Consider the following 11,968-nt stretch of genomic DNA (forward strand, 5'->3'; position numbering starts at 1 on the left):
GTTGCAATCCGGCCGATGGGGCAAGGCCTCGAACTATCTTTGTTTTCTTCGGCAAAGTGGGCACCGGCCGGCCCTTGGGTGCCAATCCGACTGGCACACGCACCGCGATACTCGCGCACTAGTTTGACGAGCCAGTGGGGGGGCCGCCGACCAGCGCATCAAAAGGGGCGCAGTTCTCTTGCTTTGACGGTTACATTGGCTTCGGCTTGGGCGGCGTGCTGCCGGCCACCAATTGAGACCGTAGACGGACTGCCAAGAGCTGCAGGCGCCTTCGAAAACCGCCTAGGCACCGCTAGAGCCGGATCGTTTCCAACTGTGGCTCAGAACGGAAAGAAACGCTGTATCGCGAGAATCGCCGCGACGCACGTGATCAGGTTGAGCGGTAGGCCAACGCGGACGAAGTCCATGTAACGATAACCTCCCATCTGATAGACGATGACGTTTGTCTGGTAGCCGAATGGGGTGGCGAAGGCGGCACTCGCCGCCATCATCACGGCGACCAGAAACGGACGCGGGCTGACGGCGAGGCTTTCCGCGAGTGCCACCGCAACCGGTGTGATCAACACAGCCACGGTGGCATTGGACAGGAGCTCGGTCAGGACCATTGTCACGAGATAAAGCACGATCAGCGCAATTAGCGGGCTCAGCCCGTAGACGCTGGCGATCAACATCTCAGATGCGGCGTCGGCGAGCCCGCTTTCCTCCATGGCGATACCGATCACCACCATGCCCGCGATGAGAACAAGGATCTGGGGCTTTAGGCCACTATAAGCTTCGTCCGCGGTGATCACACGCAATAGGATAAGCAGCACCGCGCCTGCGAGGGCCGTCGCGGCAATGGGCGCAGCGTTGAGCGCCGCCAGGGTGTAGCGCGACAAACTGGATGAGGCAATGCGCAGCTCGAAGAGCACCGACGTCTCGGCCTGATCGCGCGAGACGTAGGCGAAGTCGTCGAGAATGAGCAGGTGGTATTTGTCGAGCTTGGTCATCGCGGATTCGAGTGCGAGTTCGCGCCGTGCGACCTGCAGGCGTTGCACGAGGTCGGAAGTTCGGGTGAACAGAACCCTCCAGCCCCGTTCCACCAGAGCGAGGCCAATTGCCGCGGCAAGATGGGTTTTGCCACCGCCGGGCGGACCGAACAGGATGAGGTTGGCGCCTTGCTCGAGCCAGCCATCGCCGGCGCACAGGGCCATGACCTGGGCCTTGGAGATCATCGGCACGGCATCGAAGGCGAAGCAGGCCAGGGTCTTGCCCGCGGGCAGATGAGCCTCTGCCAGGTGACGCTCGATCCGGCGGCGATCGCGTTCGGCGAGTTCGTGCTCGGCGAGCGCGGCAAGGAACCTGCTGGCAGGCCATCCCTCCTTGTCCGCCTGGGCGGCGAAGTCTCCCCAGATGTGCTTGATGGTGGGCAAGCGCAGTTCGCCCAGCATGAGGCTGAGGCGTTGTGCATCGATCATGGGAGCGGCGCTCATGCGGCTTCTCCCTGTTCGATCAGTCCGTCGTAGATCGAGAGCGGCACCAGTTCGACCACGACTTCGGGCAGATCGGCAGGGTCCGGACTAAACCGGGCTCGCAATGTTGTCAGGCACGGCATTCGGCGCGCGGCCAGGTCCTCCGTCAGGAGCCCGGCGAGCTCGGCCTCGCATGCGCGTTCGTGGGCCATGGCCAGAAGTTCGACGGTGGTGCGGCATGCCTCCCGCTCGCCCTGAACTTCCAGCAAGTGGTCGAACATCAGGCGATAGGCATCTCGCGGGAACAGGCTGTCGCGATAGACCAGCCCCAGCAGCGCCATGGGCTTGCGGCGCAAGGAATGGATCACGTGGCGGTAATCGATAACGTGGCCATGCTTCCCGTTCATGCCCGCGCGGCCGCGCGGCAGGGTCATGAGCCTCGTGCCCCCGATGAAGACGTCGAGGCGGTCATCATACAGACGGACCCGCAGACGATGCCCTATCAGGCGGGATGGGACCGTGTAGAACACCTTGCGTAGCGTGAAGCCGCCCGAGGACGTGACCGTCACGAGGATCTCCTCGTAGTCGGTGGTGCGCACGTCCGGCAGCGGCTGCAGGAACTTGCGTTCGGCATCGATCCCGGGGCCGTGCCGCCGGTTGCGCGCATTTACGACCTCGTCGATGAAGCGGCGATAGTCGGCAAGATCGACGAAGTCGCCGCTACCGCGCAGCAGCAGTGCATCCTTCACGGCAGCCTTGATATGGCCATGGGCACTTTCGATCGCGCCGTTCTCATGGGCAATGCCGCGGTTGTTCCTCGTGGGCTCCATTCCATAATGGGCGCAGAGCGCGTCATAGCGCCTGGTCAGATCGATCCTGGCATCGGCGTCCAGATTGCGGAAGGCGGCTGACAGGCTGTCGGTGCGATGAAGCTTCGGCGCGCCGCCTGCTGACCAGAGCGCGTTCTGCAGCCCTTCGGCCAAGGCAACGAAACTCTCGCCGCCCAGGATGATGTGCCCGTGCTCGAAGCCGCCGCAAGGCAGCCGGAAGTGATAGAGCAGGTGGTCCAGCGACTGTCCGGCGATCGAAACTGCCAGATCGTCCATGCACGTAAAATCGGACAGGCCGAGCCGCCCCGCCTCGTGCACTTGCCGGAAAATGACTTCGCGGTCTTGCCCGTTCATGGCGCGCCAGTCGCGAATGCGCCTCTCCAGGGTTCGCCGGGAGCCGAACTCCGTCTCGGGATATCGGCGCCGCAGTTCCTCGAAGATCGCTATGGGCCGAAGGCCCGGAGCAGCCTCCAACATCGGCACGACAACTTCATCGAAGATACCGGCAAGGGGATCAGGCCGGCGTCGACTGCGCGGTGTTTGCCGCTGTGATGGCAGCCGGGTGTCCTGCAGAACCCGATAGCCCGTCGCTGGACTGAACCCGGCCTTCGCCGCCGCCAGGGCGACGGGGTCATTACGTCTGTTGGTCATGAAAAGTCTCACTTGATGATCGTTGATGTGTCGGCCGGCCACACGCCAGGTCCTCCTCCCCGGAAAACCCGATGCATAGCGGCCACCACGACCATCACAGGCACCCCGCAAAGAGCGCCTCCGGTGTGTCGGGACCGGCTACGGGCTACGCCCTCCGCCGATCCCGACACACCGGATTCTCATCTTGATTGTCGCGCCTTCTCATCCAGATCGCCGCGCAACAGCCAGGGAGACTGCGCCGACGAACACCCCCAGTGCGGTCAGGGCCTTGCGCAGCTTAAGCGGGCGTTTCGCCGACCTGGGCGCTGGCGATATGCGATATATCCACCGGTGACACGTCTTCTTCGCGATCTTTATGTTGAAGCAGGCGGCCGCTGATGAGAAACAGGTAGAGTCCACCGACTATGGCCATCGGCAGCCCCACAGGCGTAATCTCGAAAATGCCAAATCGCGGCTGACCAGCGATACGCGCCATGTCGTCGACAAGAAGATTGGTCGAGGTAACGATCAGGGTGCAGCAACCAGTAAGCACGGTGATGTAAGAAAGCGGCATCAAATACCGTTTCGGCGACTGCCGAAGGGCGTTGGCAACGTCGCGGATGACGGGTGCGCCGAGCACGACGATAGGTGTGCTGTTGAGAAAGCAGGAGACCCCGCCGATCATCGAAAGCAGCAGCCAAAGTCCCTTCGGCCCCATCCGTTGGCACAAGGAGACCCCCAGGCTGATGGCCCGGTCGAGAAGACCGGAGAGCTCGAGCGCGTATGCAATGACAAATAGCGAGGCCAGAGCGATGATCGCCGGGCTGGCGAATGCCCCTTGGACTTCTGACGGTCGGACAACCCCGGTCATCAGGAGAATGGCAGCCCCAGTCAGCGCCACGACATCGGCGCGCAGACGATCCCAGATCATCATCACGACAACCCCGGCTAACACCAACAAGGTGAGAACTTGATCTACCGTCATCACAAACTGCCTCGAACGATGGCTTGCACGTGTCAATGATTGGGCTCACCCAGCCGCGTCGATTATGGTCTGGAGAGAACTCATCATTTTGCCTATCAATGGCTGGATGCATGAGCCAAGCCCCAGGACCAGCCGCCTTGTGATTGCCGGCACGCTTGCCGCCACTATGGCAATCGGTACGGCCGGCTACTTTATCGGGCGATCGAGTTCGCCTGGCCCTAGTTCGCCTGCCCTGGCTCCGCAGCAACCGGCCGTGATCGTTACGCCGCGTCCGCCTGAACAGCCCCGCATATTGGGGCGCGCTGATATTCTCACTCTCGGCGATCGTGCGGCCGATGCCTTGGCATCCGAGCGTCCCTTGCCGCAAGATGTCGCCAAGCTTGCGGGACGCCGTTTCGAACTGGCGATCCCTTTCGGCTGCACCGGTCCAGCGCCGAAGGGCGCGGAGCCCCTCTTAAGTTGGCGCTACGATGCTGCAGTCAAGGCGCTGCGTATCAACGTACAGTTGACTGAATGGCAGGCATCGGAATGGAACCTTGCCGATGCGGTCGCCTCATCTCGCAAGATCGAAGGCCTCTGGGTCCGGTGGCCGTGGTCCTCATCGGAAGTCTGCTCGCAAAATGTCGGCCAAGCCGTCGCGACCGATGCGAAGCCCATAACGTTGCCCGGACAGACCCTTGCGATCGGTCTGATCGGACCTTCCGATCTCGCTGGTAAGGAACGGTTCCCACGCGCCTTCGACGCCGTGAAGCAGGTGGAGCCAGATCAACTGAATGCGGCACGCGGCTTCGTGCTGTGGCTGACCGGGCGCGTCGGCAAATTGCCTGATGGTCAGCCAGTTCGCTGTGTTCAGCCAGCAGGTGTCGAGCAAAAGCCGATATGCCTGGTTGCGCTCTCGCCAGAGGAACTGCGGGTCGAGAACCCGCTCTCAGAAGACGTGGTCGCGATCTGGTCGATCGGAGATATTGAGCGAAGAGATTGAGCCATTTGCGTGATCCCGCGCAGAGATTTACCATATCGCAAGTGGCGGTCGATCACTGGGAGGCTCAACCAACAGTCCATGCCGCATCGACGGATTGCTTGGTGATAGGCAGTGCCCCAAGAAATCGGGATAGCTATGTCCGATAAATGGGATTCTCGGACATAGGAATTAGCTCTCAGAGGTTCGTCACGGCAGTTCAGAAATGGTGCGGCGACGACAGATTGACGTGCTTGCGGGGCAGCACGTTCAGGGCGCCATATCATCGCGGAAACGATCCATCTGATGCATGCGCTCATGCAGCACCGAGACGATGCCCACGGTTCCGTCTGACAGGGTCCGCCAGTCGACATAATGATGTTCATGCCGCGCATAAAAGCCATCGACACCGAACTCTGTCGGGATCGCTCGCCATGTGGTTTCACGCCGAGCGATCCGATCGAAGCAATCGAACAGGCCGCGAACATAGCTTTCAGCCTGGGCGTCGCCCCATTTGTCGCTGGTATAGGCAAATATCTCGTCGAGCCGTTGCCCAGCGATCGCGGAAACGCGATAAGCTGCCATGATCAGTTGCGGCGGTTGCGGGCGATCACAGCATCCGCGTCCAACGCGGTGAAGCTGGCTTCGGGCCCATCGAATGCCTGGGTCAACTCGGCCTTGAGACGTTCGAACCGTTCCGCTTCAAGGCGCTCCTTGTCCCGGCGAATGAGATCGCACACATATCCGCTGACATTTTCGTAGCTGCCATCCGCGCCGACATTGGCCGCAACGAAATCGCTCAGCGCGCCGCTGAGCCGAACATTAAGCGTAACGGGTTTGTTAATCGTCGAAGTCTCCTGTGCAGATATTATTCAATATTGTGGACGGTATCAAGACCTCCGGGACGAGGATCGGCGCTTGCGGCCACCTCCCCTGCCCTTACAAGAAATTCTTGAAACTTTCATATTATGGAAGTATTAGGAATTTTATGAACGCCCTCGCCTCCGCCTTGTCCGATGGAAATCTCGCTGGCCGTGTGTTTGATGAGCGTCAACTCGGCGAGGCCGTCGGCGGCGGCTCGGCACGTCGCTATGCGCTCGTCAATCGTGCGCTGAAAGATGGCTCGCTCATTCGTCTGAAGCGCGGAACCTATCTCCTGGGAAGCCGATATCGATCGGATGCCATTCATCCTTTCGCGGTCGCCCAAGCTTTCCTACCGGGAAGCTATGTTTCCTTCGAGACCGCCCTCGCCCACCATGGCTGGATTCCCGAGGCGGTCTACAGTACCGCGAGCGTGACCCCTAGGCGAAAATCGCTGGAATTCGACACGCCCCACATGGGCCGCTTCACCTTTCACCCCCTCGCCATCCAAGACTATCAGTATCTGGTCGGCGTCGAGCGGGAGAAGTTCGGCGCCCTCACTGCTTTTGTCGCGAGCCCTCTGCGGGCCCTCCTCGATCTCGTCGCCCTGCGCAAGCAAGGCTGGACAGGTCTCGACTGGCTCACGAGCGGGTTGCGGATCGACGAAGACCGCCTCCTCTCGCTCAAGCGCAAGGAGTTGGCGAAGCTGACGCCGGTGTACAAGCACAAGCTGGTCAACCACTTCCTGCACGCACTGGAGCTTGCTCTGCCCGCGAGCCGGCCGCGTTCGCCGAAAGGCCCCACTAATGATTGAGATTATCCAGAAGAAGCTGCGCGATTACCGCGCCGCCAATGCCCTCGAGGAAGAGAATGCGACCAAAGAGATCATCCAGGAGATCGCGCTCTATGCGCTCTGGCGCGCCGATTTCTTCGACGTCGCCCTCTTCCAGGGCGGAACGAGCCTGCGCATTCTCCACGCACTTCCGCGCTTTTCGGAGGATCTGAATTTTCTGCTGCGCGCGCCCGACCCGGAATTTCGGTGGTCTCCATACCTCTCCGCGCTGGTCGAGGTGTTCGCTCAGTTCGGCCTGAAGCTCGAGGCTCAGCCCAGAGACAAGATGGACCGGGCGGTGCGCGAAGCGATCCTCAAGGACGATTCCATCGCGAGCCAGCTCAATCTGAGCTTTGCGGGGCCAGGGCGTGCCAGGCCGATCAGGATCAAGCTCGAAATCGACACCAATCCGCCGGCCGGATCGGGGGAAGCGACGACCTTTCTGGATTTCCCTGCCGATTATCAGGTGCGGCACCAGAATCTCGCCTCGAATTTTGCGCTGAAGATCCACGCGCTCCTTTGCAGGCCCTATTTGAAGGGTCGCGACTGGTTCGATTTCTCCTGGTACGTCGCGAACGGCATCTATCCGAACCTCCCGCTGCTCGGCGCCGCGCTTCTGCAGACGGGTCCGTGGCAGAACGAGGTGCTGGAGATCGACGGCGTCTGGCTCGTCCAGAGCCTGAAGGCGAAGATTGGGGCGATCGACTGGAGCGCGGCCGCTGCCGACGTAGAGCGCTTCCTGCGTCCTGCCGACGCCAAGTCGCTCAGCCTGTGGAGCGAGGCCTTCTTCGACGCCAAGCTCGCTCAGCTCGGCCGGGCCGCGTCGAAATGACAGCCGAGCCGCCACGCGCACTAGATCGCCATGAGGCGTCCCTCGGCCGAAGGGGCGGCATGCGAGGTCATGTCTGATGACCCGCGACCTGCTTCCGATTTCAAATAATCTTCCGCCCGATCTGCTCTCGGAGATTGAGGGCGCGCGCGACACGCTGGCGGCGTCCAAGGCTCATTCGACGCAAAAGGCCTACGCCACGGACTGGCAGCGCTTTTGCGACTTCTGCGACGCACGCAATGTCGAGGCGCTGCCCGCGCATCCCGACATCGTCGCACTGTTCGCGCATGTCGAGGCCGAAGCGGGCATCGCGCCCGTCACGATCGGCCGTCGCGTCGCGGCGATCAATCACCATCACAAGGAGGTGGGTCTCGCCTCGCCCAGTGCGCGGGACGCTGCTGGCGTCATCGCCCAGATGATGGCGGGCGTGCGCCGTAAATATGCGCGCAAGAAGGACCAGAAGACGCCGGCGGCGGCGGATGTGCTCACCGCCATGCTCGCGACCATCACGGGCTCGGGCTTGCGCGCCAAGCGCGACCGGGCGATCCTGGCGGTCGGCATGGCGGGCGCGTTCCGCCGTTCGGAAATCGCCGCCATGCTCTTGTCCGATCTCGCCTTCGAGGCGGGCGGCGTGCGGATCACGATTCCGCGCTCGAAAGGCGATCAGGAGGCTGAAGGCCAGGAAATTGCGATCCCCGAAGGCCGGCATATCCGACCAGTGAGCTTGCTCGGCGACTGGCTGGAGGCAGCCGATCTGAGGGGTTCCGATCCTGTTACCGGCAAGCCGCGGACAGGCCCGGTCTTCCGCCGGCTCACGCGGGGCGACGCAGTTACGGCCGATCCGATGACAGACAAGACCGTATCCCGCTTAGTGAAAACCTGCGCATCGGCAGCGGGCTATGACCCGGCCCTCTTCTCCGGCCATTCTCTCCGCGCGGGCTTCCTTACCGAGGCGGCCGCGAGGCGAGCGAACCTTTTCAAAATGAAGGACCATTCGCGTCACAAGTCGCTCGATACAGTTGCAGGCTATGTCCGCGATGCGGCTAGGTTCGAAGACCATGCCGGCGACAAGTTTCTTTGATGCCGGGTTGCGCGGCGCCGGCTAACCTGTCTCGCAGCGAAATCCAACAACCTTGAAGAGCCGGCAATGAAAACGGCGCCAGAATGGCAGGCCTATGCCATGCCGAATTACCATCCGGCGATGGCCCAGGCATCCACAGCTCTGCAACAGCGCATCCTTGTCGACTCCGCCTATCGGTCTTTCGACCGCCCCGCGAGTGGAATTGCGCCGTGAAAGCCCAGACGAGGTTCAGAGTTCGATCAGTGTGTAGCCACGGTCAGAAAGGAGCTTCTTTGCCCAGGATTTGCTGATCGCCACTCCCTCGGCGCGCAGCGTGATTGCATCATCGGCCCGATCGAAAAGCGCGATGCATAGCTCGTCGCTATCGAACCGCGATCGGTACTGAATGCCGTCAAGGCTCGTGTTCTCATAAACGCGGGCGGAAATCTGCTGCGGCACCGCATAGGCGCCTGGATTGTCAACCGGATCGAAGTCGGCCGAGACACTCGCAACGGTAGTCCTGAACCAGCCGAGGCCCGGTCCATGGACCTTGGCCAGTCGGATGGGCCTGGTCGTAATGAAGGTTGCCGCGCGTCTCCTGGCCACCTGATCCCAAAGGACATCCCGGTCGTTTGGCGTCCGCAGCAGAGTTTCCGCGAAAGGACCTATGAGCGTCTTGCCAAGATAGAGAACACCGAATTTGCCTTCTGGATCGTCCCACCGCCAGGTCGCGTCCATGCGGCCATACCATCTGGCAGCGACCGTCGCGCCGTGAACCCGATGGAGCACCCTGCCCGTAGCGGTCGTTGCAACGGGAATCCTCCCTTCCGCCGCCATATTCGTCAGTCTTCGAGGGCACGGGCGAACCGCACGATGCGTTCGACCTCTGCGTCGCTGCCCTTGAGGAGTTCGATGGGGCTCATGCCATCAAGACCTTCATCGCCGCCGATGAGGAACTGCAGGATGGCCCAGCCAGTCGTATGCGGAGCGGCACTGAGAACCTTCGCAATTCCTGGGAGGATCGCGTTGCCGTCGAACTGGAACACCGGGAAAAGCTTGGTCCCATTGTCCTCGACCATCAATAATCGCCGGTCCTTCACAGCCTTATAGACGGCCTGGATCGTCTTGTGTCCGAGCAGCGTGCGCACCCTCTCTGCAGTCAGCGCGCCGCCCGCCGCGTCGATCATCCGTCGCTTGAAAGCGATGGCATTCGTGATCCTCTCTGCAGCTTCCGGGTTATCCGTTTCGACCGCCGGAATGCCAAGAGCGAGATGAAAGACCAGGCTGGGCACGTCGATACTGCTGATGGCGGCGGCCTTTGCCGCCGCCGGCATCATTTTAATTATGCGGTCGGTGCTTGCCACGATGCGGTCGTGGAGGACACGATCCGCATCTACGAAGCCCATATTTCCCGGACGAACCATTTGATCATTCCTGTTGAGTCAGTTACATATAGATTGAAATCACCACAGTTTCAACCAGGGCATTACCCGCCGGCTTAGTTCGCTGCCTGGTGAAGCGTTGCCGGCACCTCGTCTAGACATCGAAGGTGGGACGTAATGCGTGCGCGCCGCTTCATTCGAACATTTCTGACTATGGTGGGGGCCTACGCCTTCCTTTGTCTCTAACGCGCGTGAACTCCTCAAATCAGGCTTGTTGAAAAACCGCGGTCACGGCAGGCATGGTGTCCGAAGGACTCAGTCAACGGCCACCTTTATCGAAATATTCCGGCGGGCAGAAACGTAGTCTCTTGCGTGCCTCTGCTTAGGCACACTGCGCCAGCACCAGACGGATTGCGAACAAACGGTCCAGCTTTGAGAAGAATAGCCTTGGTCAAGTTTGCAACCAAGGCTGACGAGTTGCATCGCCTAGATTTCGTTCTCAATACCAGGCTTCGAAGGTGTTGGTATCGGTGTCGTCCGGGAAAAGACGGCGGAGCGCCCGAACAAAGGTGAGCGCTTCACGTCAGGCGATGCTGTATTGCGCGCTGAACGGGAGAGCGAGCTAGCACCGTGCTCATATGCCGCAACCAGTTCGACCAGTCTGCCTTCATCTTGACGGCCACGCGATGGCCCCAGAACGAGAGCGCTATATGGGGCTCGGCGCTCTCCAATTCGGCCGCATGGGAAGCGTTCCATCTGGGCGCCTGCGGAGATCGATACCGTTGCCGCGACCGCGCGTGAACGTCATCGGGAGTGTGACGGTCTCATAGGTGGCCGAAAAACCGAAGAACGCTTTCTGGCCGTACCAGCGTTGACCTTCCGCAACCTTCATCTGATAGGTGCCCGGTGGGACTGCGACGGTCGCGTGGTCGTTCTTACGAACATAAACCGAGATCACATGCCGCCCGCTGCGAGGTTCAAAGAGCTGGACTACCGCATTGGCGTTGGACGTCGTCACCGCCATGCGCGCGGACGCAGACACTGGATTGACGGCAGAACTGACTGTAACGCTGCCGGTCTCCGGGAACGGCAAGTCCGGTCCCGAATGGGGAAACCATCCCTCCCGCTTCAGGGAGTGCCAGGCCGGTATTGCGACCAACAGAAAGCACAGCGCGAACGGCAGCCAGCGAAATATGCCACGACGCTGAGGGCGGGAACTGCCATTACCGGCTGCGCTGCTGTTCGAAGCCATGGTTGACGGGATCGAACCAGGCTCCCTCGACCCGTCCGGCGCGGTCATTCCATCTGGTGTCTCTGGAGCGAGCACGGTAGCGCTCGCGCATATAATCCCGGTCATCCAGTCCCATCGCCGATTATCCTTCGAAGGCGATCTGAAGTGACTCTTCCCGAAGCGGGCCAACCACCCGAAGCACCGCCGGGATGGTGGGCCGAGCCGATGCGGGAATGCGAAAGGTGCGATAGCCCGCACCAGATGTCATGGCGTCGCGGATGCGGTTCCTCGCCGCGCTATGCGACCAGTCATCGACTTCGATGAGAGCAACCACCTTGCCAGTGGTCGGGTCTTGAACCACGAAGTCGACGATCTTTTGCGAGAACGCATTGCGATCGGCTGGCGAAGATCGTCGGCCAGGCCGTGCCGGCGCTTTCAGAAGCGCGCCCATCGCCACCTGCGCATGGAAACGATACATGGGGAAGATCTCCTCGAGCACGACGAGCATGGCCTCCTCGCGCCGGGTCATGAGGGGTTTGGCAACAGGTGCTGGTGGACCGGACAGTCCAAGGGCTCCGCCCAGGATCGCGAACAGGATCGCAGCCGAGCCCACAAGGACGAGCACCGGCACGATCGAACCCAGCATCGAGCCAACGATATTCAGCTTTTCCATGGCCGCGCTCTCAGCCCCAGCCGTCCCGCCTGCCTTCGCCATTGTCTCGCAGGTTTCGCCTGTCGAGCGCCGAGCGGCGAATGTTGAGCTCGATCTCTTCGCCCTTGCGGGTAATCTGGACGTCGCGCGGGTCGATATTGTTTCGTCGGGCATAGTCGTCCGCCGCCTTCTCACTGCCGAACTTACCGGCCTGCTCGAAGTCCCAACCCATTGTTCGTCTCCTTCTCTTCGCCGCGGGCACCACGC

At 61.3% G+C, this 11,968-nt stretch carries 15 protein-coding genes and 1 pseudogene; 5 read left to right on the top strand and 11 right to left on the bottom strand.

Annotated elements, in window-relative coordinates:
• Window positions 1-320 precede the first annotated feature (320 nt).
• From JI59_RS28075 to JI59_RS23010, 3 genes and pseudogenes are all read right to left on the bottom strand, one after another.
• Window positions 321-1,472: an SLC13 family permease gene (locus tag JI59_RS28075; protein WP_007015581.1), complete on the bottom strand. Its 1,152-nt coding sequence runs from the start codon at window positions 1,470-1,472 to the stop codon at window positions 321-323.
• A complete protein-coding gene (gene istA, locus JI59_RS23005; RefSeq protein WP_007015580.1) occupies window positions 1,469-2,974 on the bottom strand; it encodes an IS21 family transposase in 1,506 nt (501 codons plus the stop codon). The genes JI59_RS28075 and istA overlap by 4 nt, the downstream gene beginning before the upstream one ends.
• A 180-nt stretch (window positions 2,975-3,154) precedes the next feature.
• Window positions 3,155-3,896 (bottom strand): annotated as a pseudogene (locus tag JI59_RS23010) (SLC13 family permease); the annotation flags it as partial.
• Between the two features lie 253 nt (window positions 3,897-4,149).
• On the opposite strand from JI59_RS23010, the gene JI59_RS25845 reads away from it, so the two are divergent.
• Window positions 4,150-4,878 (top strand): hypothetical protein, encoded by a 729-nt coding sequence (locus tag JI59_RS25845; RefSeq protein WP_125962555.1) that lies wholly within the window; start codon window positions 4,150-4,152, stop codon window positions 4,876-4,878.
• A 246-nt stretch (window positions 4,879-5,124) separates the two neighbouring features.
• On the opposite strand, the gene JI59_RS23020 is transcribed toward JI59_RS25845, so the two are convergent.
• Both JI59_RS23020 and JI59_RS23025 read right to left on the bottom strand, forming a co-directional pair.
• Entirely contained in the window at window positions 5,125-5,439 is a 315-nt protein-coding gene (locus JI59_RS23020; protein WP_007015577.1) for a type II toxin-antitoxin system RelE/ParE family toxin, read from the bottom strand.
• Window positions 5,440-5,441: 2 nt separating this feature from the next.
• Window positions 5,442-5,699, bottom strand: a complete 258-nt coding sequence (locus tag JI59_RS23025) for a ribbon-helix-helix domain-containing protein (RefSeq protein WP_039858634.1) — start codon at window positions 5,697-5,699, stop codon at window positions 5,442-5,444.
• Window positions 5,700-5,842: 143 nt separating this feature from the next.
• On the opposite strand from JI59_RS23025, the gene JI59_RS23030 reads away from it, so the two are divergent.
• The 4 genes from JI59_RS23030 (at window position 5,843) to JI59_RS27490 (ending at window position 8,670) form a co-directional block, all read left to right on the top strand.
• Entirely contained in the window at window positions 5,843-6,529 is a 687-nt protein-coding gene (locus tag JI59_RS23030) for a type IV toxin-antitoxin system AbiEi family antitoxin domain-containing protein (RefSeq protein WP_041565057.1), read from the top strand.
• Window positions 6,522-7,379 carry a nucleotidyl transferase AbiEii/AbiGii toxin family protein gene (locus tag JI59_RS23035; protein ID WP_041565058.1) on the top strand — a complete coding sequence of 286 codons (858 nt, stop codon included), beginning with the start codon at window positions 6,522-6,524 and terminating at the stop codon, window positions 7,377-7,379. Before JI59_RS23030 ends, JI59_RS23035 begins: the two co-directional genes overlap by 8 nt.
• Before the next feature lie 76 nt (window positions 7,380-7,455).
• Window positions 7,456-8,457, top strand: coding sequence for a site-specific integrase (locus JI59_RS23040; RefSeq protein WP_007015574.1), 1,002 nt, complete (start codon window positions 7,456-7,458; stop codon window positions 8,455-8,457).
• Window positions 8,458-8,523: 66 nt separating this feature from the next.
• Window positions 8,524-8,670, top strand: a complete 147-nt coding sequence (locus tag JI59_RS27490) for a hypothetical protein (RefSeq protein ID WP_007015573.1) — start codon at window positions 8,524-8,526, stop codon at window positions 8,668-8,670.
• A gap of 15 nt (window positions 8,671-8,685) precedes the next feature.
• Here JI59_RS27490 and JI59_RS23045 read toward each other — a convergent pair whose 3' ends face one another.
• From JI59_RS23045 to JI59_RS23065, 6 genes are all read right to left on the bottom strand, one after another.
• Window positions 8,686-9,273, bottom strand: coding sequence for an RES family NAD+ phosphorylase (locus JI59_RS23045; RefSeq protein WP_039858626.1), 588 nt, complete (start codon window positions 9,271-9,273; stop codon window positions 8,686-8,688).
• A 5-nt stretch (window positions 9,274-9,278) separates the two neighbouring features.
• Window positions 9,279-9,860, bottom strand: a complete 582-nt coding sequence (locus JI59_RS23050) for a hypothetical protein (RefSeq protein ID WP_162829768.1) — start codon at window positions 9,858-9,860, stop codon at window positions 9,279-9,281.
• Window positions 9,861-10,524: 664 nt separating this feature from the next.
• Window positions 10,525-10,842 carry a hypothetical protein gene (locus JI59_RS27855; protein ID WP_007015569.1) on the bottom strand — a complete coding sequence of 106 codons (318 nt, stop codon included), beginning with the start codon at window positions 10,840-10,842 and terminating at the stop codon, window positions 10,525-10,527.
• Between the two features lie 199 nt (window positions 10,843-11,041).
• Complete coding sequence (locus tag JI59_RS27860; protein WP_007015568.1) at window positions 11,042-11,185, bottom strand: hypothetical protein; 144 nt, start codon at window positions 11,183-11,185, stop codon at window positions 11,042-11,044.
• 6 nt (window positions 11,186-11,191) lie between these two features.
• Complete coding sequence (locus JI59_RS23060; RefSeq protein WP_007015567.1) at window positions 11,192-11,722, bottom strand: DUF2726 domain-containing protein; 531 nt, start codon at window positions 11,720-11,722, stop codon at window positions 11,192-11,194.
• 10 nt (window positions 11,723-11,732) lie between these two features.
• Complete coding sequence (locus JI59_RS23065; RefSeq protein ID WP_007015566.1) at window positions 11,733-11,933, bottom strand: hypothetical protein; 201 nt, start codon at window positions 11,931-11,933, stop codon at window positions 11,733-11,735.
• Window positions 11,934-11,968 lie beyond the last annotated feature (35 nt).

Origin of the sequence: Novosphingobium pentaromativorans US6-1, assembly GCF_000767465.1 — a bacterium.
GTDB classification, from domain to species: Bacteria; Pseudomonadota; Alphaproteobacteria; order Sphingomonadales; family Sphingomonadaceae; genus Novosphingobium; species Novosphingobium pentaromativorans.